This is a genomic window from Aurantivibrio plasticivorans, assembly GCF_055392955.1.
Genome location: NZ_AP036020.1, coordinates 376,344 through 400,393 on the forward strand (window position 1 = coordinate 376,344; position 24,050 = coordinate 400,393).

23 protein-coding genes are annotated in these 24,050 nt (G+C 48.4%); 16 read left to right on the forward strand and 7 right to left on the reverse strand.

Annotation, left to right across the window (positions count from 1 at the left end; all coding sequences use genetic code 11):
• Positions 1–108 precede the first annotated feature (108 nt).
• The 10 genes from ACZ5NB_RS01710 to ACZ5NB_RS01755 all read left to right on the forward strand — a co-directional run bounded on the left by ACZ5NB_RS01710 (position 109) and on the right by ACZ5NB_RS01755 (position 10,745).
• On the forward strand, positions 109–1,401 hold the full coding sequence (locus ACZ5NB_RS01710; protein ID WP_464107807.1) for an ABC transporter substrate-binding protein: 1,293 nt from the start codon (positions 109–111) through the stop codon (positions 1,399–1,401).
• A gap of 64 nt (positions 1,402–1,465) precedes the next feature.
• On the forward strand, positions 1,466–2,362 hold the full coding sequence (locus ACZ5NB_RS01715) for a branched-chain amino acid ABC transporter permease (protein ID WP_464107808.1): 897 nt from the start codon (positions 1,466–1,468) through the stop codon (positions 2,360–2,362).
• A gap of 1 nt (position 2,363) precedes the next feature.
• A complete protein-coding gene (locus ACZ5NB_RS01720; protein WP_464107809.1) occupies positions 2,364–3,302 on the forward strand; it encodes a branched-chain amino acid ABC transporter permease in 939 nt (312 codons plus the stop codon).
• Positions 3,299–4,084, forward strand: a complete 786-nt coding sequence (locus ACZ5NB_RS01725; RefSeq protein WP_464107810.1) for an ABC transporter ATP-binding protein — start codon at positions 3,299–3,301, stop codon at positions 4,082–4,084. Before ACZ5NB_RS01720 ends, ACZ5NB_RS01725 begins: the two co-directional genes overlap by 4 nt.
• Positions 4,077–4,748 carry an ATP-binding cassette domain-containing protein gene (locus ACZ5NB_RS01730; RefSeq protein ID WP_464107811.1) on the forward strand — a complete coding sequence of 224 codons (672 nt, stop codon included), beginning with the start codon at positions 4,077–4,079 and terminating at the stop codon, positions 4,746–4,748. The genes ACZ5NB_RS01725 and ACZ5NB_RS01730 overlap by 8 nt, the downstream gene beginning before the upstream one ends.
• On the forward strand, positions 4,745–5,905 hold the full coding sequence (locus ACZ5NB_RS01735; RefSeq protein ID WP_464107812.1) for an iron-containing alcohol dehydrogenase: 1,161 nt from the start codon (positions 4,745–4,747) through the stop codon (positions 5,903–5,905). Before ACZ5NB_RS01730 ends, ACZ5NB_RS01735 begins: the two co-directional genes overlap by 4 nt.
• Positions 5,906–5,912: 7 nt before the next feature.
• Positions 5,913–6,359, forward strand: a complete 447-nt coding sequence (locus ACZ5NB_RS01740) for an acyl-CoA thioesterase (protein WP_464107813.1) — start codon at positions 5,913–5,915, stop codon at positions 6,357–6,359.
• A gap of 10 nt (positions 6,360–6,369) precedes the next feature.
• Positions 6,370–7,827 (forward strand): NAD-dependent succinate-semialdehyde dehydrogenase, encoded by a 1,458-nt coding sequence (locus ACZ5NB_RS01745; protein WP_464107814.1) that lies wholly within the window; start codon positions 6,370–6,372, stop codon positions 7,825–7,827.
• A gap of 176 nt (positions 7,828–8,003) precedes the next feature.
• Complete coding sequence (nhaD, locus tag ACZ5NB_RS01750) at positions 8,004–9,233, forward strand: sodium:proton antiporter NhaD (protein WP_464107815.1); 1,230 nt, start codon at positions 8,004–8,006, stop codon at positions 9,231–9,233.
• A gap of 522 nt (positions 9,234–9,755) precedes the next feature.
• Positions 9,756–10,745, forward strand: a complete 990-nt coding sequence (locus ACZ5NB_RS01755) for a transposase (protein WP_460232079.1) — start codon at positions 9,756–9,758, stop codon at positions 10,743–10,745.
• A gap of 35 nt (positions 10,746–10,780) precedes the next feature.
• Here the strand turns inward: ACZ5NB_RS01755 and aceK are convergent, their stop codons facing one another.
• Complete coding sequence (gene aceK / locus ACZ5NB_RS01760; RefSeq protein WP_460231130.1) at positions 10,781–12,565, reverse strand: bifunctional isocitrate dehydrogenase kinase/phosphatase; 1,785 nt, start codon at positions 12,563–12,565, stop codon at positions 10,781–10,783.
• A 132-nt stretch (positions 12,566–12,697) separates the two neighbouring features.
• Between aceK and ACZ5NB_RS01765 the strand changes: the two genes are divergently transcribed.
• Both ACZ5NB_RS01765 and ACZ5NB_RS01770 read left to right on the forward strand, forming a co-directional pair.
• Positions 12,698–13,816, forward strand: a complete 1,119-nt coding sequence (locus ACZ5NB_RS01765; protein ID WP_460231131.1) for a polysaccharide deacetylase family protein — start codon at positions 12,698–12,700, stop codon at positions 13,814–13,816.
• 141 nt (positions 13,817–13,957) lie between these two features.
• Positions 13,958–15,175: an HD-GYP domain-containing protein gene (locus tag ACZ5NB_RS01770; RefSeq protein ID WP_460231132.1), complete on the forward strand. Its 1,218-nt coding sequence runs from the start codon at positions 13,958–13,960 to the stop codon at positions 15,173–15,175.
• A 59-nt stretch (positions 15,176–15,234) separates the two neighbouring features.
• Here ACZ5NB_RS01770 and ACZ5NB_RS01775 read toward each other — a convergent pair whose 3' ends face one another.
• From ACZ5NB_RS01775 to ACZ5NB_RS01785, 3 genes are all read right to left on the reverse strand, one after another.
• Positions 15,235–16,059, reverse strand: a complete 825-nt coding sequence (locus ACZ5NB_RS01775) for a glucosaminidase domain-containing protein (RefSeq protein WP_460231133.1) — start codon at positions 16,057–16,059, stop codon at positions 15,235–15,237.
• 106 nt (positions 16,060–16,165) lie between these two features.
• Positions 16,166–16,825: a replication protein P gene (locus tag ACZ5NB_RS01780; protein ID WP_460231134.1), complete on the reverse strand. Its 660-nt coding sequence runs from the start codon at positions 16,823–16,825 to the stop codon at positions 16,166–16,168.
• Entirely contained in the window at positions 16,752–17,855 is a 1,104-nt protein-coding gene (locus tag ACZ5NB_RS01785) for a DnaT-like ssDNA-binding domain-containing protein (RefSeq protein ID WP_460231135.1), read from the reverse strand. Before ACZ5NB_RS01785 ends, ACZ5NB_RS01780 begins: the two co-directional genes overlap by 74 nt.
• Before the next feature lie 190 nt (positions 17,856–18,045).
• On the opposite strand from ACZ5NB_RS01785, the gene radA reads away from it, so the two are divergent.
• Positions 18,046–19,413 carry a DNA repair protein RadA gene (gene radA / locus ACZ5NB_RS01790; RefSeq protein WP_460231136.1) on the forward strand — a complete coding sequence of 456 codons (1,368 nt, stop codon included), beginning with the start codon at positions 18,046–18,048 and terminating at the stop codon, positions 19,411–19,413.
• A 93-nt stretch (positions 19,414–19,506) separates the two neighbouring features.
• On the opposite strand, the gene ACZ5NB_RS01795 is transcribed toward radA, so the two are convergent.
• Both ACZ5NB_RS01795 and ACZ5NB_RS01800 read right to left on the reverse strand, forming a co-directional pair.
• On the reverse strand, positions 19,507–19,902 hold the full coding sequence (locus ACZ5NB_RS01795) for a PilZ domain-containing protein (protein WP_460231137.1): 396 nt from the start codon (positions 19,900–19,902) through the stop codon (positions 19,507–19,509).
• 97 nt (positions 19,903–19,999) lie between these two features.
• A complete protein-coding gene (locus tag ACZ5NB_RS01800; RefSeq protein WP_460231138.1) occupies positions 20,000–20,362 on the reverse strand; it encodes a PilZ domain-containing protein in 363 nt (120 codons plus the stop codon).
• Between the two features lie 249 nt (positions 20,363–20,611).
• Here ACZ5NB_RS01800 and ACZ5NB_RS01805 point away from each other — a divergent pair, with 249 nt between their 5' ends.
• The 3 genes from ACZ5NB_RS01805 to ACZ5NB_RS01815 all read left to right on the forward strand — a co-directional run bounded on the left by ACZ5NB_RS01805 (position 20,612) and on the right by ACZ5NB_RS01815 (position 23,424).
• Entirely contained in the window at positions 20,612–21,661 is a 1,050-nt protein-coding gene (locus tag ACZ5NB_RS01805; RefSeq protein WP_460231139.1) for a diguanylate cyclase domain-containing protein, read from the forward strand.
• Positions 21,662–21,761: 100 nt separating this feature from the next.
• The gene (locus ACZ5NB_RS01810; protein WP_460231140.1) at positions 21,762–23,003 is read left to right on the forward strand and encodes a serine hydrolase domain-containing protein; all 1,242 of its coding nucleotides are present in this window, start codon (positions 21,762–21,764) and stop codon (positions 23,001–23,003) included.
• A gap of 187 nt (positions 23,004–23,190) precedes the next feature.
• The gene (locus ACZ5NB_RS01815) at positions 23,191–23,424 is read left to right on the forward strand and encodes a DUF2061 domain-containing protein (RefSeq protein ID WP_460231141.1); all 234 of its coding nucleotides are present in this window, start codon (positions 23,191–23,193) and stop codon (positions 23,422–23,424) included.
• Here ACZ5NB_RS01815 and ACZ5NB_RS01820 read toward each other — a convergent pair.
• Entirely contained in the window at positions 23,410–24,042 is a 633-nt protein-coding gene (locus ACZ5NB_RS01820) for a Crp/Fnr family transcriptional regulator (RefSeq protein ID WP_460231142.1), read from the reverse strand. The two genes, ACZ5NB_RS01815 and ACZ5NB_RS01820, sit on opposite strands and share 15 nt — an antisense overlap.
• Positions 24,043–24,050: the final 8 nt, after the last annotated feature.

Below are 24,050 nucleotides of genomic sequence, written 5' to 3' on the forward strand. Positions count from 1 at the left end.
AAAAACAATTGTTTATTATTGTTTTTGTTTATTGGCATAGCTGTTGCTCAAAGGAAATGTACAGATTTTTTCTGTCACAACAATAATTAAAACCTTTGAGGCATAATAATGTTTAAATCACTAAAAACGCCTTCTGCTTTAGCGGGTTTGCTGCTAACCGCTACCGTCACACAACCAGTTTTCGCTGCTGATGATGAATACAAGCTTGGTCTTGTGACCTTCCTGTCCGGCGGCGCTGCAGGTCCATTCGGTGTTCCTGCTAAGAATGCTGCTGATCTTACTATCGAAGCGATCAATAGCGGGACTTTACCTGCGCCATACAATACCAAGGGTATTAACGGCGAGATGTTAAAGCCTGTGTACATTGATGAAGCGGGTGGCGCGACTAAACAAACCGCAGAGTACCGTAATCTGGTTGAGCGCGAAGGTGTCGATGCCGTTGTGGGCTATATCTCATCGGGCGACTGTCTGGCGGTTCCTGCTGTTGCTGAGCAATTGAAAACCCTGACTGTGTTGTTTGACTGTGGTACTCCGCGAGTATTTGAAGATCAGGATTACAAGTATGTTTTCCGTACTGGCCCGACTGCAACGATGGATAACGTCGCGGCTGCTCTGTACGTTAAAGACACAATGGGCGATGTCGAAAGCGTTTCGGGAATTAACCAGAATTACTCATTTGGCCATGAGTCCTGGGACGATTTCCTTGGCTCGCTGAAAAACCTTTCTTCTGAGGTGGATGTCTCCACCGAGCAGTTCCCTAAAATCTACGCTGGACAGTACGGTGCGGAAATTTCATCACTGATGGTGAACTCTGCCAATGTCATCCACTCATCTTTCTGGGGTGGTGATATGGAGGCGTTCCTGCTGCAGGGCTCTGCTCGTGGTCTGTTTGATGACCAGACAGTACTGCTAACCACTGGTGAAAGTGCTATGTACCGTCTGTCAGAGCAGATTCCGGAAGGTACTGTGCTTGGTGCGCGTGGACCGTTCGGTGTATTCGCGCCTGATAACGAGATGAACCGATGGTTCCGTGCGGCATATACAGAACGTTTCGGTACTCCGCCTACTTATCCTGCATACAAAATGGTTCAGGCCCTACTGGGCTTGAAACTGGCTAACGAGAAGGCTGCTGAAACGGTTCAGGGCTCGCCGACAACGGAAGACGTTGCAAGCGCGTTTGAATATCTGGAGTACGAAGGCCCTGGCGGTAAAGTATCTATGAACCGCGGTAAAGGTCACCAGGCTTCCATGGAGATGGTTTACGGTCGTTACGCCCTTAATGGTGGTGAGCCTAATGTGACCGATATCCGTCGTTACCCGGCCGATTGTGTCAACCCGCCAGAAGGCGTTAAAGGCATTGATTGGATTAAACAGGGTATGCCTGGCGCTCAGTGTAACTAATGTCCCTTCGCGCTGGAGCGATGCTCCGGCGCTCTTCTTTACTAGTTAAAACGAGATTTATCTTATGACGTTGCTTATGGCGATGCTGATGGATGGCGTTATTTATGCTTCCTGGCTGTTTGTGATCGCAGCAGGACTGACGTTGATCTACGGTGTCATGAAAATTCTGAATATGGCGCATGGTAGCTTCTACGCGATAGGGGCTTATGCTGGAGCCTCACTTGTAGGGCTCTACTTCGCCGGAGGGTATCCACCCTGGGGTGGTTATCTGTTATTGCTGGGCGCTGCGTTGTTGAGTGGTGTCGTAGTGGGGTTGCTGATCGAGCGCGGCATCCTGCGAGTCATGTATGGCCGGGATGAAGTGGTCATGATTCTGGTGACTTACGGCATTCTGCTGGTACTGGAAGATGTCATCAAGCTGATCTGGGGCGTTGATGCTTACTTTGCTTATCAGCCTTATACCATGCTCGGCCGTACTAAGCTGGCGGGTTTGTCCTTCTCAAACTACGACCTGGTACTGATTGCTGTCTCTGCGTCGATTGGCTTCATGCTGTGGTGGGGTCTGAACCGTACCCGTCAGGGTAAGTTGCTGCAGGCGGTGATTCACAGCCGTGATACTGCAGCGTTTCTGGGCATTAATGTGACCCGGATGTTTACCGTAACCTTCGTCATTGGTGCTGTGCTGGGTGCTCTAGCCGGGTCTCTGACGGCGCCAGGTATCTCCGTGATGCCGGGTATCGGCGTTGAGGTCATCGTGTTGGCGTTTGCGGTTGTTGTTATCGGTGGTCTGGGTAGTGTTGGTGGAGCACTGGTAGGAGCGTTGATTGTCGGCATGGCCCGAGCTGCCTCTGTTCACCTGTATCCAGATGCTGAGCTGTTCGTTATCTATGGTGTGATGGCGCTGGTACTGGCGTTCCGACCTCAGGGGCTATTTGCAATTGCCACAGCGAGGAAAATCTGACATGAAACATGCAAAAATTTTATTACCTGTCAGCGTTATCGCGATGCTGATAGCCGGTATGTTGATGCCTGGGTGGCTGAGTTTTCTGCTGACTCTGGCGATGGCGAAGGGCCTAGTGGTACTGGGACTTTTACTGCTGATGCGGGCGGGCCTGGTGTCCTTCGGTCAGGGGCTTTATTACTGCCTGGGGGCTTACGTTGTAGGGATTGCCGGGGACTATTTAGAAACCCAGGAAGCGCTGTTGCTGATACCGATGGCGATTGTTATCTGCGTTGCGCTGGCGGCTGTAATCGGGCTGCTGCTGTGCCGTTACCGGGATATCTTCTTTGCCATGTTCTCTATGGCATTTTCCATGATCCTGTATGGCGTGCTGGTCAAAAGCACTTCCTTCGGTTCCTCTGACGGTTATAACGTTCTGCCGCCAAAACTGTTCGGCTGGGCTCCGGTTGATGCCAGTGCACAGTTATTGCCATACAGCATCGCTGTGGTGGCAACGGTAGTCGTGGCTGCATTGGTTTGGCGTTATTTTCGTTCGCCAATGGGGTTTGCCGGAGAAGCCGTGCGCGAGAATGAGATCCGGGTTGAGTATCTGGGCGTCTCGGTGAAGAAGGTTATCTATATCAAGTATCTGCTGGCTGCGGCTATGGCAGGCTTGGGTGGCGCTATTACTGCATTGGCTGCCGGACACATTGATCCTGAGATGGCTTACTGGACCACTTCAGGTGAGTTTGTATTCATCGCTCTGATGGGGGGGACAGGTCACGTTGCGGCACCGGTACTGGGAGCGACAATGTTCGAGCTGCTGCGTACTTACGCCTTCCAGATTTCACCTTATACGTGGCAAATGATCCTGGGTATCGCCCTGTTGGCCATCATTCTGTATCTACCAAAAGGTATCTGGTCTTTGGTTGAGCGCTTCACTGGGAGGACTTCATCATGAGTGCACTTCTTGAAACCCGTGCGTTGGCACGTAACTTTGGAGCGGTGACCGCAGCAGCGGATATCAATGTTGAAATTAATCGCGGTGAAATTGTCGGCGTGATTGGTTCTAACGGCGCTGGGAAAACAACTTTTATTAATATGGTGACTGGCTATCTGCCTCCCAGCAGTGGTGAGATCCTGCTGCATGGTAGAAATATCGTTGGTAAATCACCTCGCGAAGTTATGCGCGAAGGTATATGCCGATCATTTCAGGTGGCTCAATTGTTTCCAGATTTGACCATGCTGGATAACGTGCTGATTGCGATCGGTATGGTTGAACAGGGTTCCTTTCTTTCCTTGATCAAACCGCTTCAGACCAAGGCTCGCATCGAGCGGGCAGAAGCTCTGCTCAGCGCGTATCACATTCTTGAATATAGGGATGAGAAGGTAATGACGCTGCCTCAGGGCGTCAGAAAACTGCTGGATATTGCTCTGGCAATGCTCGGTGAACCGGAACTGCTACTGCTTGATGAACCGACTTCAGGTGTTGCTATCGATGATAAGTTCGACCTGATGGATACGGTGATGCAGGAGGTAAGAAAATCCGGTGCGGCAGTGTTGTTCGTTGAGCACGATATGGAGGTGATTGCTCGTTACGCCACCCGTCTAATGGCGTTCTACGATGGTCGGGTCCTGGCGGATGGGCCAACTGCTGAAGTGATGAGCGACGATAAAGTACAGGAGTTGGTGACCGGTCACCATTTGGAGATCAGTTACTCTCAGGAGGTGGTAAATGCTTAAGCTTGAGTCGATTAATACCGAGATCGCAGGAACGCCTATTTTGCGGGACGTTACCCTTGAGGTTCCGACCGGAACTATGGTGGGGCTGATTGGCCGGAATGGCGCGGGTAAAACCACGCTGATGCGGACGGTAATGGGACTGTTGCAGCCTACCGATGGCGTTCTCAGCATTGATGGTAAAGATATGACTGCTTTGCCTTCCCATATCCGAGCGGAATCTAAAGTCGGCTACATGCCAGAAGATCGGCAACTAGTACCGACACTGACCGTGGAGGAGAACATTCTGGTGCCGGCCTGGGCGGCCCGACTGCCGGACGCTGAAGCACGACTGGCCTGGGTTTATGAGCTGATGCCCGAGGTGGAAGGTTTTGCCGATCGTAAAGCGCTGCAGCTGTCTGGCGGCCAGCAGAAACTGGTTGCCCTGGCGCGGGCGATGATCACCGGCAGTCGTCTGTTGCTGCTGGATGAACCGTTCGAAGGGGTTGCGCCAGCATTATCCCGTCGTCTGGCCAGTGTATTACACACCCTGAAAGATGAAGGGATGTCGGTACTGTTATCGGAATCTGATTACAGCCATTCGGCGGACCTGGTGGATCAGGTTTACTCCATTGAGCGTGGTTCTGTAACCGCTGCCAGCTCATTTAAGCAGGAGGATGTAGCATGAATGCATTCAGCTTTTATTCGTCCCACGGACTGATTTGTAAACCCGGTGCGATTCAGGACCTGGGTGCTTATTGTTCCAGCAACCGCTATCAGAAAGCCCTTCTGGTGACTGATCCGGGCATTGTGGCTGTTGGGCTGTTACAACCGGTGGTTGAGGCGTTACAAGCCAATCAGATTGAAGTCGCGGTATATGATCAGGTACAAGCTGATCCGGCACAACGTATCGTCGAACAAGCAACTCAGTATGCTATCGATACTCAAGCTGAAGCCATTATTGGTTTGGGGGGCGGTTCCTCTCTGGATGTTGCCAAGTTAGTTGCTTTGCTGGCTAAGGGTGAAGAGCGGTTGGACGAGATTTATGGTGTGAATCTGGTGAAAGGCACACGCCTGCCTTTGATTCAGATTCCAACCACCTCCGGGACCGGTTCCGAGGTGACGGCTGTGTCAATCATCACCGTAGGTGAGACCGAGAAAAAAGGTGTTGTATCACCACGCTTGCTGCCTGATCTGGCGGTACTGGATGCCGAATTGACGGTTGGACTACCAGCCATGATCACCGCGACAACCGGTATTGATGCGATGGTTCATGCAATTGAGGCATATACATCAGTTAATCCTAACCATAACGGTATTTCTGACCTGTTCGCCTGTAAGGCATTGGAGCTGCTGGGGGGGAATATCCGCCAGGCGGTGATGGATGGTAGTAACCTGGATGTCCGCTCAGAGATGCTGCTGGGATCTATGTTGGCCGGTCAAGCATTTGCTAATTCGCCGGTTGCAGCAGTGCATGCACTAGCCTATCCACTGGGTGGTATCTATCACTTGTCACACGGCCTTACCAATGCACTGGTGCTACCCCATGTGATGCAATTTAACCAGGCAGTTTGTGCTCAGCAGTATGCTGAGCTGGCACCCATCGTGTTCCCGGATATGGCGCAGATAAGTGATTCAGCTGAGCGTAGCGACCAGTTTATTGAAGCCCTGGCTCAATTAAACAGAGATCTTTTGGGAGAGGTGCGTTTACGGGATTACGGTATTGAAGAAAGCGCGTTGCCGATGCTGGCTGAAGAAGCGATGAAGCAGACCCGTTTACTAGGTAATAACCCTCGTGAGGTGACTCAAGAGGATGCACTCAAAATCTATCAGGCAGCGTGGTAACCAAACTATGGCAAATGCACAGCAACATCATTCACCTGAAGTGCTGGGTGACTATAAGCATACCCTGAGTATTCAAACTCGTTGGATGGATAATGACATCTACGGTCATGTGAATAACGTTCAGTATTACAGTTACTTCGATACAGTTGTGAACCGTTATCTGATCGATCAGGGAGTGTTGGATATCCATCAGGGTGAGGTGATCGGTCTGGTAGTGGAAACCCAGTGTAACTACAAGAAAAGTCTGGCTTTTCCTGAAACGATTACCGCAGGGCTGACGGTCACTCGGATTGGCAATAGTTCGGTCAGATATGAGGTGGGCTTGTTCAAAGAAGAGGAAGATCAGCCCGCTGCCCAAGGACACTTCATTCATGTCTATGTCGATAAGCAAACGCAGCGCCCTACCGCATTGCCGGAGCCGTTGCGTGTAGCACTAGAGAAAATTGTGCTTTAAGGAGCAGGTTATGCAACTGAATAATGCAGAGCTATTGAAGACTCGGTCATATATTAATGGCCAATGGTGTGATGCTGATAGTGGCAAAACTTTTGTCGTCAGTGATCCTGCAACGGGAGCCGCGTTAGCTGAGGTGGTGGATCTTAGTGCAGCGGATACAGATAAGGCAATCCATGCCGCAAGCCTGGCTCAGCAATCCTGGCGAGAGCAAACAGCAAAAGAACGAGCCTCAGTGCTTCGTAGTTGGTATGAACTGATACTCGAAGCGCAGGAAGATCTGGCACTGATGATGACCTCCGAGCAAGGTAAACCTCTGGCAGAGGCCCGAGGGGAGGTAGTTTATGGTGCTTCATTCGTTGAGTGGTTCGCCGAAGAGGCTAAGCGTGTATACGGCGATGTGATACCTGCTCATGGTAAGGATAAGCGACTGTTGGTAGTGAAACAGCCGGTGGGTGTCGTTGCTGCCATTACGCCATGGAACTTCCCAATCGCTATGATTACCCGAAAGGTTGCACCGGCGCTGGCGGCCGGTTGTGCAGTGGTGGTTAAGCCTTCTGAACTTACGCCACTATGCGCGTTGGCGCTGGCTGAACTGGCGGAGCAAGCAGGTGTGCCGCCTGGCGTGTTTAATGTTGTGACCAGCACTGATGCACCGACGATAGGTCAGCTGTTGTGCGAAGATAGCCGTATCAGAAAACTATCTTTCACTGGCTCTACACAAGTCGGTAAGTTACTTGCACAGCAGTGCGGCGCACAGGTTAAAAAAGTCTCCCTGGAATTGGGGGGAAATGCGCCCTTTATCGTCTTTGATGATGCGGATTTAGATGCAGCGGTGAGTGGGGCTATGATCTCTAAATTCCGTAATGCCGGACAGACCTGCGTTTGTACTAACCGGATCTTTGTACAGCGCAGTGTCTACGATGACTTTGTTGGCAAACTGACCGATGCGGTTGCCGCTTTGACTGTCGGTAACGGTAATGAGTCCGGTGTCACTATCGGTCCTCTTATCGATCAACGAGCGCAAGCAAAAGTTCAGTCGTTGGTGGAAGAAGCTATCACTTCAGGGGCTGAGGTTAGCATTGGTGGTCAGGCAGCTGAAAACTTAAACGCGGGCTTTGAGCCAACGGTTTTGACTAAGGTTAATAATCGTATGCGAATCGCCCAGGAAGAGATCTTCGGGCCTGTCGCGACGGTGATACCTTTTGACGACGAGCATGAAGTTATTGAACTAGCTAATACCACCCCTTATGGTCTGGCGGCCTATTTTTATGCTCGGGATAATGCGCGTGTATGGCGTGTCTCAGAGGCCCTAGAGTACGGCATGGTAGGGATTAATGAAGGATTGATCTCTACGGAAGTTGCGCCGTTTGGTGGAATAAAAGAGTCCGGCTTGGGTCGTGAAGGCTCTAAATACGGTATTGAAGAGTACCTGGAAATAAAATACCTCTGTCATGGAAGTATTTCTTAAGTAATTCTTGCGTCCATGCTCGCTCGTGGGTTTGCCCTGTATATTAATATGCAGGGCCTTTTTCATTCTAATAATTCTAACTAGCCCTGCCTAACGCCGAGAGTATGTTCCAATGTGTATCATCGGCATTGGGATTGTGATGACTCCTCCCCATATTTCTGGCTGATAGCATTAACATGACTGTAATTCTTTTATCTCTGATCGCTCTGGCGTTCTTACTCATCATCATTGAGGATGTCATACACCTCAACAAAGCCAAGTCTACTTTATTCATAGGTACGCTAGTTTGGATTCTTGCGTTCATCTTTCCTGAGCATGGCACTGAGCACTTAAAGGAAGGGCTGAATGAAAATTTACTCGAAATAGCAACATTATGGCTGTTCTTAATGGCGGCAATGACGTTCGTTGCCTACCTGAATGCGAAGGGGTTGATAACTCAACTGGTGTACCGGCTTTTGCCTGAAAAACTAAACATGCGGTCATTGATGATTCTGATGGCTCTGCTTGCTCTTCTGTTCTCTTCGCTTGCAGACAACATCACGGCTTCTTTGATCATGTTGTCACTCTTGTCATCATTGAAACTGGATACCAAACAAACACTGAAGTTTGCAGCTTTGATCGTGTTTGCTGTGAATTCAGGTGGTGTTTCTCTGATTACCGGTGATGTAACGACCTTGATGATCTTCCTTGCGGATAAGGTCACGATTACGAACCTGTTTTTACTGATAGGCCCTGCTGTGGCTGGGGTGATTGTTCTCGCACTGTTACTTATGTGGGGTAATAACGATCAGGTCGAGCTGCCTAAATTCAAACGCCCAATAGCGTTGGCTGATAAGGCTATAGCGGCTTTGTTTCTGTTAACTATTATCAGTACATTGCTGTTCAGCGTACTCTTTGCTGTGCCGCCGGTTCTTACCTTCCTGTTTGGCCTGTCTTTGATGTTCCTTGTTCACCGGATGATTTATAAAAGCGAGTCGAAACCGAACGTGCTGGAGTACGTACGTGAGATTGAGTTTGATACTCTGTTATTCTTCTTGGGTGTGTTGCTACTTGTAGGCATGCTGAAAGAGCTGTCTGTTCTGGATACACTGCTTCAGCTTTATCAACAGATGCCTACGTACATGGCTAACTACTTCGTTGGGATACTCTCAACCTTAGTTGATAACGTGCCTCTAACAGCAGCTATCCTCAAGTCGGGCATCGAGATGGATAGGGCTGACTGGTTGGGGCTAACTTATGCTGTGGGGGTAGGTGGTTCTATGCTGATCATTGGTTCTGCAGCCGGTGTTATTGCACTGAGTAAGCTTTCTGAGCTGACGTTCATCACTTACCTTAAGTTTTTCCACTGGCTCCTGATAGCGTACACGATAGGTTATCTAGGAGTGATGGTAATGGCGAGGTTATAGCGCCACGCAAAAACAAATTCATTACTAGTGAAACATAGATAGACAAAGTTGCGCGCCTTCACTAGGAAAAAGACAGGGAAGCAGCAACTGCTGTCTTTCCCTTTTGCTGTTTCTGCTCGTGATTACTATGTCTGTTATTGGCACAAAGCAGACATGCTTGAATAGAGTAATTCCGATGTAATCAATAGTATTAAGTAGTTCATTTAACTATTCAAAGGCGATAAAAGACCTCAGTTTAATGAACTTCCATGTGAGCCAGCTTCACGACTTTATTATCTACTTCACGACTTTATTAAACAGTTCATGACTTTAATAGTTAGTTCACAACTTTATTACCTGCTTACAGGCGTGCGTATTTGTGTGGTGAGGATTATCGAAGAATAAATAGGACACCCATAAATTTTACATTTCTTCCACTCTGCTGTAAAGTTCGCCACCATGACGATAAACCGCGAATCGCAAGTTAGCTTAGACGCCACCCCGTTTTATCACTGTTATGTGCGCTGTGTGAGGCGTGCGTATTTGTGTGGTGAGGATTATGAGACGGGTGAAAACTTTGATCACCGTAAGCAGTGGCTTGTGTCGCGCTTGCGGTTTTTGTCGTATGTGTATGCGATAGATATTTGTGCCTATGCGGTAATGAGTAATCATTACCATGTGGTGCTGCATGTTGATAAGGCACGTGCTGATGAATGGTCACAGCATGAAGTGGTTGAGCGGTGGTTGCAGTTGTACAAAGGCCATATGCTCGTTGACCGCTGGATGACGGAGCCTGCGGCTTTGGATGAAGCGTCACTCGATGTGGTACATGACATTATCGAAGAGTGGCGCGAGCGCTTATCGAGCATTAGTTGGTTTATGCGCGGTGTAAATGAAAAAATCGCGCGTATGGCGAACGAAGAAGACGGTATTAAAGGGCGTTTTTGGGAAGGCCGCTTTAAAAGTCAGGCGCTGTTGGATGAAGCTGCTGTATTAAGCTGCATGGCGTATGTCGATCTGAACCCTGTACGTGCAGGGATGGTGGATGACTTAATCGATAGTGATTTTACGTCGATCCAACAACGTTTATTTGATTATGTAAAATACAAGGCGATTAAAAACAAAGACGAAAAGCGTTTAACTAAGCAGGTAAATGAACAGCGACAACTAAAAACTGATCTGGATCTAGAGAATTTACCTGAAGCGTCACTAATGCCTTTTGATGGAAGCGCGCATACCGATATCCATGCGGCCTTGCCATTTACTCGCGAAGATTATTTTGATTTAGTGGATAAGACCGGTCGTGTTATTCGAGAGGATAAGCGCGGGTTTATCCAATCTGAGATTCCTACGCTGATTAGTCAGCTCAATATTAACCCCAACCAATGGATTGAGCATATTCAATCCTTCTCTAAACGCTATGCGCACTGCGTCGGCGAAAGTGACAATATTCTTAATTTTGCTGCCTATAATAACAAAGCGTGGTGCAAGGGGCTAAGCTGTTCACGTCAGTTGTATGAAGGGGTGGGATAAATAGCCCCTTTTGATCAAAAATAACGACAATAATACTACTGTAAATTTCTCGAGCGGGCTTGTATCGACATGCCTCGACGTTCGAATCGCTTTCGGCGTCGATAAGGGAAAGTATCTTCAACCACACCGTCTGACACCTGGTCTTGAATCTTTTTCCAATATTGATAATCGTACAAATCAGAATGACGGCTCTCAAAGGCATCCCGCGCTTTCTGATTGCCAGCAAAAAAGAGTGGGAACTCTTCTGGAAAAATATCGTTGTCATGTACTGCAAAAGTTGGTGATGGGGAAAACTCATCGAAGTCATCGCGGGCGGGCGGGATACGACGGAAATTACACTCGTCCATCGTCGCAATTTCGTCATAATCGTAAAACACAACGCGACCGTGACGGGTTACCCCAAAGTTTTTTAGAAGCATATCCCCTGGGAAGATATTTGCTGCGGCTAGCTCTTTAATACAGTTACCGTACTCATCCATCACGTCAACAATTTGTTCATCGGTGGCTTTGTTTAAATATAAGTTAAGTGGCGTCATGCGACGCTCGATGTACAAGTGCTTTACGATCAGTACTTTTTCTGTCAGCTCTATTTTCGAAGGCGCAAGCGTTAATAGCTCCTCAATCAGCTCTTCGCTAAAACGGTTGCGATAAAAAATAAAATTGGTGTATTCCTGAGTGTCGGCCATGCGCCCGGCTCGGTCGGAGCGGGATACAAGTTTGTATTTTTCACGCACAATTTTCTCGGTTACATTTTTTGATGAGCCGAATTTGTCTTTAATGATTTTAAACACTACATCGTATGACGGCAGCGTGAACACTGTCATTACCATACCCTTGATGCCTGGAGCGATGATAAATTTATCGTCGCTGTGTTTTAAGTGGTTAAGAATATGCCGATAAAACGCGGTTTTACCGTGTTTGTTGAAACCAATCGCGTTATATATTTCTAGGATGTCTTTGTTGGGCATCAAGGTGCTAATGAAGCGCACGAAACGAGAGGGTATAGGCGCATCGACCATGAAGTAAGAACGGGTAAAGCTGAAAATAATACTGACGTCATCGGGTTCGAAAATAACGGTATCGACAAATACACCCTTGCCTTCGTTATTGAGTAACGGCAACACGATGGGGAGATAGCGCCCTTTTATCACCGCTCGACCGACGAGATAGGCACCTTTATTACGGTAGAAGATCGATTCCAGCATATCAATTCGAACTTCTTCCGGTGTGCCGGTAAAGTTTTCCAAAATATTTTCGCGAATAGCGCGGACTATATTCGCGATGTCACGTTTTTTATTTTCCCAGGGCACTGAAAACTCGAAGTCGTCTAGAATGCGAGACACCAAGTCAACCAGCCCTCGAGTGATTTGATAACACATGTATATTGAGTAACCACGCAGCGGCTTGTCATCCCAGGGTCGCGAAGGTTTTACAAACATATGGCGGTCGTGAATATGTTCGTGATCAAAAATCCCGCAAAAGATGGAATTAAAAAACGTTTCTGCGATCTCATAGTTACTGTGGTTTTCAATGAGCTGCGCATAGGCGACTCGCGCCTGACGCCAAAGCTCAACATTACTGACATCTTTACTGGTGACGTCATGGGTCAACCGAATAACTTCCTCTACCTTGCGTTTATAGAGTTCGATACGGTTGCGATGCGCGACTTGTACGCCTACCCAGTCGGCCTTTTCAAAGCGTGCTTTTGCTCCCAGGGTTATGTTTTGGAAGTCCGCGAAATAGGAGTCAAAGCCGTTGAGTATTGTCTTGGCAATGCGTCGCGCCGTGGGGGTAGGGGTAGAAGGCAATATTGAATTCATAAGATCAGCGCAGTTGTTGGCAGACCGAGTTTGCAGTTCGGTTATTGGTGAAGTGCGGTTATTATAGCGCTCTATGCTATGCGGGCACAGGCTGCATTTGTCTAAGTTTTTACCATTCAAGAGAGGCGTGAGATGATTCAACCACCACTGTATCGACTAGCAAAAGCGCGTAGGCACGCGCTTTTGCATGCCCTGTGCGCCGGTGCACTGTTAATAATGGGTTTGTCGTCATCTCAGGCTGCGGTGGTATTACAGTATCACCATATATCGGATGAAACACCCGCTTCTACCAGTACCTCACCGGATTTATTTGCTGAGCATTTGGCTGCCATTAAGCGCCTTAATTATCAGGTGGTTAAGCTTGAGTCTCTGGCGTCTTTACTGCGGGAAGGTAAAGCCTTACCTGACAAAACCGTGGCGATTACTTTTGACGACGGTTATTCGTCGGTTTATGACAATGCGTATCCTCTACTAAAACAATATGGTTTCCCATTTACGGTCTTTGTGAATACTGCGCCCATTGAGCGTGGCTCATCGCTGTTTGTTAGCTGGGCACAACTGAACGAGATGGCAAACGATGGTGCAACCATTGCCAACCACTCGCATTCTCATAGCCACTTTTTGCGCAAGAACAATGAAGAGACAGATGCAGAGTGGCGTACTCGAATTGGTGATGACATTAACATTACAGAGGCGCTCATCACGAAGCACACAGGCCAACAACACGGTTTGTTAGCCTATCCTTATGGTGAATATAATCTGGCTGTACAGGAGATTGTAGCCGCTTTGAACATGTTGGCGTTCGGGCAACAATCCGGCCCTCTTAATTCGATCGACCATTTACAGGCCTTGCCCCGTTTCCCCTTTGGTGGCCGTTACGGAACGGTTGATGACTTTGTAACAAAACTTAAAAGCGTGCCCATGCCATTAGTTAGCGTGGCGGTGACTGATGATCGAGGCCGCCCGCTGAACGATGTGGTTCTGCCGCAAGGCCATACTAAACCACAGGTTTCGATAACGTTGAGCGACCGGCATCTTGCTGAACGAGTGCAGTGTTATGCCAGTGGACAAGGTGCTATACCCGTCTCGGTAACTGGAGCTGTTGTTCATACAATAGCAACACAGGATTTGCCTGTTGCGCGTTCACGTTACAACTGCACCGCGCCGAGTGAAGAGTCGGGACGCTATTATTGGTATTCCCAATTGTTTATTCGCAAACAACCAAATGGTGAGTGGTACCCCGAAGAATAAGTTTTGAAATCTTAATCAAGCGTTCCAGAGTTCATCGAAAATTATTGCGTTTTACGGATAATTTTTAGCTGTGCTTTTACGAAGTCTCAGAGATATATCTATACTTTGTCTAATAGATTCAACTTCGTAGACCTTTTCTGAATGTCGAGTATTAAACGCATAAGCGCTGATCATCTTCAGGTGGGCATGTATATTGCCGACCTCAATAATGCATGGATACCCGATAATAATTTGCGGCGACACGGTCTCATCAAGCGCAGTGTTGCCATAGAGCAAATTCGAAAGCTTGGTGTGACTGAATTATATATCGATACGGCAAAGGGGTTGGATTGCAGTGAAGGTACCCCTATTGATACGGTTAATGAAAAAATCGATGCGCAATTGTCGGCAATTCAAAGGAATGCGCCCGATAACAAACCTGTTGTCGAATTCTCTGACGAGTTGAGTTCTGCAACCAGTATTCACGCCAATGCATTAAACCTCGTTTCGCAGGTGATGCACGATGTGAAAATGGGAAATGTTGTTAACTTGCAGCCCGTTGAAGACATGGCCGATAGCATTAGTGAATCAATTCGCCGAAACCAAAGTGCGCTCTCTTGTTTTACTCGCCTGCGTTGTAAAGACCAATATCTCATGGAGCATTCATTCAGTGTCGCGGTACTTATGGGTGTGCTGGCGCGTGCAATGGGCTTTAGTGGTGATGAAATGCATGAGTTAGTAACTGGCGGTCTATTGCATGACGTCGGTAAGGTGCACGTGCCGGATGAGATTTTGAACAAGCCAGGCTCGTTAACACCGGATGAGTGGGAAGAAATGAAGCGCCATGTTCAGTATGGTGAAGAGGCGTTGAATCAACCTGAAGTGCCTACCGTCATTAAACAAATTTGTGCCCAACATCATGAACGATTAGACGGTACTGGTTACCCTCGCGGCCTATCTAAAGACGCTGTCGTCATGGCTGCACGAATGGGTGCCGTAGTTGATGTATATGATGCGATAACGGCAGATCGGGTTTATCACCAGGGTATGTTACCCACTGCGGCAATGAAGAAAATCTTAGATTGGTCTGGCTCGCACCTCGATAGCGAAGTGGTATATCAGTTTATTGCTTGCATGAGTATCTACCCAGCAGGCTCGGTAGTAGAACTAGCGTCGAACCGGTTAGCCATGGTAGTTGAGCCTAATTTGCGGCAACAACATAAACCGTTGGTGAGTTTGATGTGGGATACTGTTGCGAATAGTTCTTTGCCGCCAAAATTGTTAAATCTAGCGCTATCTGATATTGGCGATAGCATTAAACGCGCCGTTAGCCCAGATGAATTTTGTGTTTCAATTGCGGGTTCTATTATGAGGAGCTAGTAGTCTCATCAGGCGAGAATGACGCAGCTATTCATATTATTGTTAGCAATAGCCGCGCGTTAATCCAGTTTTATCGCAATATATTCGTTATTGATCCGCACGTCTTTTGTATTCAGCCGGTTAAAACGAATCATGTCCGCAAGTTCTTCGACATACGCGTCGCCGCGCTCAGAGTAGCGGCGTAGTCCTTCAATTAATTGTAAGCCCGTCACTGCTTGTTGGTTAGAGCGTAGTTGTTTTCTGATTGCACGTAGTTCTTTGTACGCACTGTGGGTATTGATGTTGAGGAAGTAGGACGTCACGGATGCGCGCGCGTCTTTGAATTTTGCCACTTCGTGCGCTGCACCTGTTGAGCGCTGCTGCGGGACAAGTCCACAACCTTTGCGATAACACCACTGGCCAAAGTAGTTGTTTCCCTTCAGCGCGAAGCGCGACATCCCCCATGCGGACTCATTGGCGGCTTGTGCTAATACCATTGATGGGGGAATTTGTCCTATTCGCAAGTCCAACTCTTTAATGAGTGATGCTGGGTCAAGATCTTCAGTATCGATTCGGTATTTTGTTGCCAGCGCCTGTAATTGGGTTTTTAAGCGATGAGTCAAAACACCCTCTTCGTTTAATTGGTCAGCGATAAACTGTAATCGAGATCGCTTGCGTAAAATTGCCTGGTTGCGCTCTTGGATTAGTGGATCGATAAAATTAAAAAACGCTGATTTACGCTCGCTAATATCTTTAATAGCAGAAAAATTTGGCGCCTCGGTGGTGGCCAATTGTTTGGATTTGATAGGGTTTTGGGCCAGGTAGCCTACTAGCCCAATACAAAAGAATGCATAGATGACGAAGAGGGCTAATAAACCATTTGCTTTGTTGTTCGATGATGACATGTTGATTCCAATCCGTTGTTTCTGTAAAAACAGATCGCTCTATGCGTAATGCTTAGAGGTGGTTATCGTGAATGCGAAGTGTGTTGCTGAAAGTGAAAATAATAATTTATATTTTTAGCGACTCTCTCATGGCTTTCATTCGAGAACGGTTTTCGTCTTTTGATAAAGGCGTAGCGGTGTCAGACGGCAATTTCGGAACTTCGATGTCAGGTAATACTTCACCGTTCAGCACCCTATCTGTCCATTCTTGGTAGTGTTGTTTGAACACGGGAAAGGCAATGTGTTCCGGGTTTGAGGCGATAAAATACCAACCGCATGCGCGCCCGGCATGATAGACCGCGGCATGACTCCAGCGCTGTAATGTTTTGGGATTAGGGGCATTGCAGGCTTCTACATAGGCTTGATGAGGGTTCGGCAACCCGTAACTGCTGGGGTCGCCTTGGCAAAACACAATCATTTTATGTAGCGTGGGTAAATATTCTGATTGTTCGATCGCTAGTTTAGCCCCCTGCAAAATTTGCTGCGGGGTGAATCGTTTTAAGCTTTCAAACCATAATTTTTTTGTCTGGTTCAGCAGTTGTGTATCACCAAACGCTGCATAGTATTGGTTGTGATAGTTCACGCGAAATAACGCGAAGACACTATTGATCGTGTCGATGAGTTCATCGCCGGTCGTGCCAGACTGTTGCGAGTTAGTATGCCCAGCTGCGGTCGCTGAGGTCGTCGCTGAGGGAGCGTCCGCGGGTGTTATGGGTTGCTTCGCCATGCTGATTGCTCATTTGTGTCGATTGGTTATGACTTTTGGCCCAGTGGTATTTTACATGCTGTAAAAATTTTGTGTTCCACGAGGTGTTCACTTGTTTGGTTTCTTGCCAGTAGAGAATAAATTCTGGCAGCAATTGTTTGGCAAACTGTAAGTCGATATTTGCCAGTCGTAGTACATCGTAGACATCGTCACCTGGCCGCCAATTGTCCGGTAACGGTTTGGGAACGGTTTCGTTTTCAACAGTCGCCGTATAGCGGTTCCATTGGCGGCGCACATGTTGAATAAATTTACTGTTCCAAGTACGAGAGCTTTCACCTCGCTCTTGCCAATAGAGTACGAACTCGGGGATGGCGTCCTCCACAAACTGAGGGTTAATGCCTGCATGTACAGTTAAAACTTCTATGGCATCTTCGCTGGGACGCCAATTGCTGCTCATGGCATCCGAGGTTTCGCGGCGATGCTGCATGGTTTGGTTGTTACGCCAAGCGTGTATCACTTGTTTCTGAAACTTGGCTCCCCAAGAATGAGCGGGCTCATCACGCTCTCGCCAATAAGTGATAAATTCCGGCAGTTGCTCCATGGCAAATGTGCGCGGGATATTGCGCTGCGCAATTTGCGCAAGTACGTCGTCACTGGGTTGCCAATTGGGCGGTATGCGGTGTTTGCCGTGAACTGGCGTATTGTGGGCACTGGGGGTGATGGCCGTTGCTGGGGTGTCTTGTTGTGTTTCGTTAAAAGCAAAGTGCAACTGTCCACTTTGCTGAAACGGAGCACTTTGCAGCAGTAGTATGCCTTTATCGACCAAGTTCTTACTAATGCGCTGTATATCGTGCGCTGTCCAGAAGGGCAGCCATTGCCCTGCTGAATGGTGGTCAAAACTATACCAGTGATAGTTACCTGACTGCTTGGGGGATTGGTGGCTGGCAAAATCGTTCAATACGCTCAGCATGGCCGCTTCCTCAAGGCCGATGGTGGCCGCGAGGGATGGCGAAATCAGTAGTGGTTTTTCGGGAATCAGGGAGCAGCTCATTGCGATAGTCTACCGCCTCGCGTGAAGCGACTCCAGGTGTCATGAGCAGCGATGAAGCAGCGTGCTGGGCGGGGCATTGCGGGGGCTAAATTCATGGTTGTATATACAGTATATTGTGTTTATCCTGCCTGCTGTTCACAGGTGGCCAGCGAGCTTACCGAATTCTTAGACAAGGAGCTATCGGAGATTTATGGCGAAGCAAAAAACAGCCTATGTCTGCCAGGAGTGCGGTGCGGATTACGCTAAATGGCAAGGCCAATGCACGGAATGCGGTGTGTGGAACCGGTTAAGTGAAGTGCGTCTCGGTACTAAGACGACTGCTCGCGCTGAGCGGTTTGAGGGTTATGCTGGTGGTGCCGCGATGGGCAAGGTACAGACCCTGGCGGAGATTGATCTCGAGGCTGTGCCGCGTTTTAGCTCCGGTAGCCAAGAGTTGGATCGTGTTCTTGGCGGTGGTTTGGTGCCAGGCTCAGTGGTGTTGATGGGCGGCCACCCTGGCGCGGGGAAGTCTACCCTGCTGCTGCAAACCCTGTGCGAGTTGGCAAAGACCATGGCCACGCTCTATGTCACGGGTGAGGAGTCTCTACAGCAGGTGGCGATGCGTGCGCAGCGCCTGCAACTGCCGACCGATAAGCTCAAGCTGTTGTCCGAAACCAGTGCAGAGGCCATTGTTCAACAGGCTGAGCTCAATAAGCCTAAAGTGATGGTGGTCGATTCGATACAGGTAATGCACCTTGCTGATATCAGCTCGGCACCAGGCAGTGTGTCCCAGGTAAGGGAATGTGCGGCATTTTTAACTCGCTTTGCGAAGCAAACTAACACTGTACTCATACTTGTGGGTCACGTTACTAAGGACGGCAGTCTCGCTGGTCCTAAAGTCCTCGAGCATATGATTGACTGTTCGATCTTGTTAGAGGGCTCTCACGACTCCCGTTATCGTACGTTGCGCGGTAATAAAAACCGCTTCGGTGCTGTCAACGAGTTAGGTGTCTTTGCCATGACCGAGCAGGGGCTACGTGATGTTAGCAATCCCTCGGCGATTTTCTTGCAGCGCCCGGAAGAAATTGCCGCTGGCTCTGTGGTGATGGTGGTGTGGGAAGGTACGAGACCTTTATTGGTAGAAATTCAAGCGCTGGTTGATGACAGCCACCTAGGCAATCCGCGCCGTGTATCAGTCGGTATGGAGCACAATCGTATGGCCATGCTGCTGGCGGTTTTGCATCGCCATGCTGGGGTAATGGTTGGTGATCAAGATGTGTTTGTGAATGTCGTGGGTGGTGTAAAAATCATCGAAACCAGTGGTGATTTGGCGTTACTCGTGGCTGTGGTGTCAAGCCTAAGGGATCAGCCCTTAGCGCCCGACTTATTGGTGTTTGGTGAGGTTGGATTATCGGGTGAAATCCGCCCGGTGCCGAGTGGTCAGGAGCGTATTCGGGAAGGAGCCAAACATGGTTTTAAACGAGCCATTGTTCCTGCTGGCAATGCACCTCGACAGCCTATCGAAGGTATGGAGGTCGTGGCTGTTAAAAAATTATCAGAAGTGTTGGATGTGCTGTGATTGTTTGAATGGTTGCAGGCTGACGGCTTAGCTGGGCAGGCGGTGTGAACTCACAGCCTGCGTTTATTTTGGCTCTGTTCTAGTGGCTGCCCTCTAGTCGCCAAGGTCGTAATTATTGGAGTCTAAGAGTGACGCATAACTGCGCTCTGCTAGATCGGCTTCTTTGCTTTTAAACTTCTCAAGCAGTTCTCTCAATCGAGCTTGGTTATCGATTCCGGTAGCGCGACATTCCAACCCTAAATAGTGCTCTTTGATATGCGATAGGGTGCCTTGTAGCTTGATGATGTCGCCTTCGTGGAGCTCGATGTTGAGGATGATAGTTTCGCCAGGTATAAGGTTGTGCTTGTTAATTAGCGCAACCAAGGCACCGTTAAAAGATAGGTCCAGTAGGTGCACTGGCCAACGATTTTGCGAGGTAACGAGCGTCGCGTGCGCGCGGTAGTTTACCCGCGGAAAGTAGCGGCGATCATTGCTGGCGATATCCGTCATTGGTTTATTTCTCCTTTAGGCCATAGGGCTTTTATGCTTGTGCTGTACCGACTTTATTAGAGGTGTGAGAGCTGGTGGAGTTCAAACTATCGAAAATCTAGTGAAGCAGCTCAATTAACTCACGCTCTGCAGCCGCTGGATCACCGAGATTTAATTCAATGAGACGCCGCAAATGAGCCATGCTGTCGTTATCCAACGATTGAAATTGAAACCCCAGGCGATCAGCTTCTTGGTGCACACACTGTAGTGTCGAACTAATAGTCACATTGTCGGATAGACTGATATGAAGTTGCAAGGGGCGTTGTAATTCATATTGAGCGGATTCAAATTTCTGTAGCAAAACACCTTTCAACGATAAATCTAGCACGGTAACGGGTGTGTTGAGCATCCCCTGAGTTAGGGATGCGTCCGCTTGAAAATTAACGCGACTAAAACGGCGGCGCTCTGTGTGATCAGGCATGGTAGCGTTCTCGACTGTCGCCTGCGGCGTGGGCAGCCCGCGTCGCAGAAGCGTGGAGGGTTTATCTAAAGCCTAGCATAGCTTGGATTATTCGTTAGTTAACCGAGACTTGATAAAGCCGCTTTTTCTATGCCGCCGGTGTCGACCAAAAGGGGGCGTTACCCACTGTTTTTGCCAACTTTGGAAACCAGCCTACACTGAAAGGTGTACCCGTTCTGCACATTTGCCTAAGAGGCTGGATAGAACCTCATGGAACATCTTACCGTTCGCGAATTAATGATTAGCGGCATCGTCAGCGTGAGCAATCAGACTCCGGTTGTCGATGTAGCGAAAGCCCTGCGGGATCACCAGGTGTCCTGTGTTGTGATTGATCATTCTGCGCCTGACTCCGGCGGTGCTTTTCCGCTGGGGATAATCACGGAACATGACATTGTTCGTAGTCTGGCCGATTGTTCAGCGGGAGAAGCGATTCAGCGGTTATGCGCGGCCGATATTATGTCGGCGCCGCTGGTCACGTTAAATGCCAATGCGACTTTGCACGAGGCTTTAACGATCTCCCAGGCTCGTGGTATTCGCCATATTCCTATCGTCGATGATCGCCGCACAGTAATCGGGTTGGTAACACAAACCGAATTGGCGCGCGCGCATTTCCGACTAATTGATCAGCAACGAGAATCCATCGAACAGAGTATCCGTCACCGAACTGCAGAGTTAGCGGCGAGCAACGAGGTGCTAAGTGATTTAGCGTTACAGGATGATGTTTTGGCGATAGGCAACCGGCGAGCGTTAGAAGTCGACGTATACGTTAATCACGCCAATGCGATGCAGTCACAAAGTGCCTATGTATTAGCCTTGCTTGAGCTGGACAATTTTCGAGGCTACGTAAAACACTATGGTGACGCAGCGGGTGACGCCGCCTTGTGCCAAGTAAGTGCGACCATTAAAGAGTCGCTACGGTATGGAGATCGTCACTATCGATATGGCGAAGATAGCTTTGCGGTCCTAATGCCAGACACCGGTCGTTTTGAAGCGGTTGAGGCAATGAATCGCCTGATCGAAAATATTGAGATGCAAAACATTGAGCACGACAAAAATGCATTTGGTCACGTTACAGCGAGTGTTGGCCTCGGCGTGGGTGAAGCGAGTTTACAGCGCGACTGGCAAGATGTTCTTGAAGAATCGTCGACATATTTGTCGCAAGCGAAAACCTTGGGTTGTAACCAGGTGTGTTTTGCCGTTGATGAACTCAGTGAGGCTACTCGTTCCAAAAACCCATTGCAGTTTTTATTGGGAGGTTAGAATTTGTAAAGCAGCGTAACTATGCATGCGCTCCTACCGTCCACAAGGTACCATCCCCCTCAATTTTAAATACCGACCTAATGATTGATGAGGGGTTCTTATGTCCATTGCTCTCCATTGCAAGCGAGCAGTTCTTGCCGCAAGCATTCTTCTTTCAACCACCGTTAGCGGAATTACAGCTGCCGAGCCTATTGCATCTGCACGCATCGATGCCATTAAGGCCGAGCTAAAGCAGCGTGTTGATAACGGCGAACTTGCCGGTGTCGTCGCGATGGTGGCGAAAGACGGCGTGGTGCAGATGAAAGAGTCTTACGGCTACCGCGATTTAGAAAACAATGTCGCAATGACCGATGACAGTCTATTTCGAATTTTCTCTATGACGAAGCCTATTGCCGGCACTGCGTTGATGATGCTCTATGATGAGGGAAAATTTAAATTAGATGATCCTGTTGAAAAATATATTCCTGAGCTGAAAGGGCTAGAGGTTTATACAGGCGTTGCTGATGATGGCAGTTTTACCACAGAACCGGCGGAGCATCCGACCACAATACGCGAATTGATGAGCCATACTGGTGGCTACGCGTATTTTCCACCGCTGTCTCGAGGCCCAGTTCCTTCAGCTTACGCTAAAGCCAACATTCTTGGCCGTGATACCACGTTGGCGGATATGGCGGACAAACTGTCGTCGATCCCTCTGAATCATCAGCCGGGTAGCCGTTGGATGTACAGTATCTCGGTCGATATTCAAGGTTACTTAGTCGAAGTGCTCTCGGGTAAGCCGTTTGATGAATTTCTACAGGAGCGATTGTTTTCACCACTTGGAATGAAGGACACTTCATTCCAAGTGCCGACGGAAAAAGCAAATCGTTTAGTACGCCGCTATCGTCCGGGTAAAGATGGCAAGCTAGCGAGTCCAGAAAATAGCACTTACCTTAAGCCAACTACGTTTTTCTCTGGCGGTGGTGGTTTGATTTCTACCGCGGAAGATTACATGCATTTTGCACTCATGCATGTAAACAAGGGTGTTTATAACGGCAAGCGAATTTTGTCAGAAGACGCTATCGACATTATGCGTTCCAATCAGCTGCCCGACAGTATCGCGAATATTGGTCCGGGGTATCCAGGTAACCAATTTGGTGTTGATTTTGCCATTGTGAACGACCCGGCCAAAGCGGATGGCATGCCGGTCGGTACGCATTGGTGGTGGGGGATTGCTGGATCCTGGTTTTGGATTGATCCTGTTGAGAATGTCGTATTCGTGGGGATGATCAATCATGACGACCTGCGTTATGCGCGCGGCTTGCACAGCAAAACCCGCCAGCTCATTTACCGCCCTCTATAGTCTTGCCTTGGATAGGGGCCATTCGGCCTCTATCCTCATCGTCTGAGTCGCCTTCTGACTCGAGGCTCTGCCTCATTACAATAGCCATTTTAAATTGCGCTGTTAGTATCGATTAATTTCATCAAATGAGAGTCATTTGCAATACTGGACACATTGTTAATCAGTGATGGATGTCTGAGGTGTTGAAATGAACCAGTCTAAAACCAATGGTGTTAAGAAAACGATTAGCTTCGCTGTGATTCACATGGCAGTGGCTTTCACTGTCGGCTTAATCATGACCGGTGATGTCATGGTAGGAGGAGCTCTGGCTTTGGTTGAGCCGATGTGTAATACCGTAGCGTACTACTTCCACGAAAAAGCCTGGAGCTTGAAAGGTTGGACGTTGCAGTCAGCAAAAGAGACGCGGTTATGCGCTCATTAAGGAATGCTCTCGTTGCTTTGAGGCTTTCTTGTAACCCTTGCGGACTATATTGACGATAACTGCCGGTACGTTCAGGTACTCGGAAATATGTTGGCTCGATAGTGTGCTTGCTAGCTCAGGCTGATCTGAAAAAAATGCCTCCAGGCGTTGTTCGTTCTCAAGTTGTAACAGGCTCTGTAAACGATGTTGATGTTTAAGTAGAGCTTGCGACATATTAATTAAAAACCAACGCTCCAAATCTGGACATTCGGACATGAGGTCGATGAGTGCCTGGCAAGGTATGCGCATAGCGCTACCTTCTTCGATCATCGTTACGTTGTGGCGGCTAATCGAATGACGTTTGTAATCTGATAAGTTTCCTACAACAGCTGGGGCCATATGAAATGCGCGAATAATATTTTTTCCAGACTCAAGCTCAATAAATTCTTGAGCAACGCCACTGGTTAAAAAATAAATGTGAGAAACATTAAAATAAATTTCTTGAAGCGTGCTACCGCGCGATAGCTCAACGGCTTCTGATTTCTTGGTGAGGGATAGCCAGCTGCTAATAGACACCTTTGCTTCACTATCAAAAAGTGACTTCATGGTCGCAAAGTCTGCGTGTGAATGCTTGGTCATAAACTATA

What these genes read in the sequence shown, in the direction of transcription:
- ACZ5NB_RS01710 (WP_464107807.1), top strand. Translation starts at nt 109, where the DNA reads ATGTTTAAATCACTAAAAACGCCTTCTGCTTTAGCGGGTTTGCTGCTA.
- ACZ5NB_RS01715 (WP_464107808.1), top strand. Translation starts at nt 1,466, where the DNA reads ATGACGTTGCTTATGGCGATGCTGATGGATGGCGTTATTTATGCTTCC.
- ACZ5NB_RS01720 (WP_464107809.1), top strand. Translation starts at nt 2,364, where the DNA reads ATGAAACATGCAAAAATTTTATTACCTGTCAGCGTTATCGCGATGCTG.
- ACZ5NB_RS01725 (WP_464107810.1), top strand. Translation starts at nt 3,299, where the DNA reads ATGAGTGCACTTCTTGAAACCCGTGCGTTGGCACGTAACTTTGGAGCG.
- ACZ5NB_RS01730 (WP_464107811.1), top strand. Translation starts at nt 4,077, where the DNA reads ATGCTTAAGCTTGAGTCGATTAATACCGAGATCGCAGGAACGCCTATT.
- ACZ5NB_RS01735 (WP_464107812.1), top strand. Translation starts at nt 4,745, where the DNA reads ATGAATGCATTCAGCTTTTATTCGTCCCACGGACTGATTTGTAAACCC.
- ACZ5NB_RS01740 (WP_464107813.1), top strand. Translation starts at nt 5,913, where the DNA reads ATGGCAAATGCACAGCAACATCATTCACCTGAAGTGCTGGGTGACTAT.
- ACZ5NB_RS01745 (WP_464107814.1), top strand. Translation starts at nt 6,370, where the DNA reads ATGCAACTGAATAATGCAGAGCTATTGAAGACTCGGTCATATATTAAT.
- nhaD (WP_464107815.1), top strand. Translation starts at nt 8,004, where the DNA reads ATGACTGTAATTCTTTTATCTCTGATCGCTCTGGCGTTCTTACTCATC.
- aceK (WP_460231130.1), bottom strand. Translation starts at nt 12,565, where the DNA reads ATGAATTCAATATTGCCTTCTACCCCTACCCCCACGGCGCGACGCATT.
- ACZ5NB_RS01765 (WP_460231131.1), top strand. Translation starts at nt 12,698, where the DNA reads ATGATTCAACCACCACTGTATCGACTAGCAAAAGCGCGTAGGCACGCG.
- ACZ5NB_RS01770 (WP_460231132.1), top strand. Translation starts at nt 13,958, where the DNA reads ATGTCGAGTATTAAACGCATAAGCGCTGATCATCTTCAGGTGGGCATG.
- ACZ5NB_RS01775 (WP_460231133.1), bottom strand. Translation starts at nt 16,059, where the DNA reads ATGTCATCATCGAACAACAAAGCAAATGGTTTATTAGCCCTCTTCGTC.
- ACZ5NB_RS01780 (WP_460231134.1), bottom strand. Translation starts at nt 16,825, where the DNA reads ATGGCGAAGCAACCCATAACACCCGCGGACGCTCCCTCAGCGACGACC.
- ACZ5NB_RS01785 (WP_460231135.1), bottom strand. Translation starts at nt 17,855, where the DNA reads ATGAGCTGCTCCCTGATTCCCGAAAAACCACTACTGATTTCGCCATCC.
- radA (WP_460231136.1), top strand. Translation starts at nt 18,046, where the DNA reads ATGGCGAAGCAAAAAACAGCCTATGTCTGCCAGGAGTGCGGTGCGGAT.
- ACZ5NB_RS01795 (WP_460231137.1), bottom strand. Translation starts at nt 19,902, where the DNA reads ATGACGGATATCGCCAGCAATGATCGCCGCTACTTTCCGCGGGTAAAC.
- ACZ5NB_RS01800 (WP_460231138.1), bottom strand. Translation starts at nt 20,362, where the DNA reads ATGCCTGATCACACAGAGCGCCGCCGTTTTAGTCGCGTTAATTTTCAA.
- ACZ5NB_RS01805 (WP_460231139.1), top strand. Translation starts at nt 20,612, where the DNA reads ATGGAACATCTTACCGTTCGCGAATTAATGATTAGCGGCATCGTCAGC.
- ACZ5NB_RS01810 (WP_460231140.1), top strand. Translation starts at nt 21,762, where the DNA reads ATGTCCATTGCTCTCCATTGCAAGCGAGCAGTTCTTGCCGCAAGCATT.
- ACZ5NB_RS01815 (WP_460231141.1), top strand. Translation starts at nt 23,191, where the DNA reads ATGAACCAGTCTAAAACCAATGGTGTTAAGAAAACGATTAGCTTCGCT.
- ACZ5NB_RS01820 (WP_460231142.1), bottom strand. Translation starts at nt 24,042, where the DNA reads ATGACCAAGCATTCACACGCAGACTTTGCGACCATGAAGTCACTTTTT.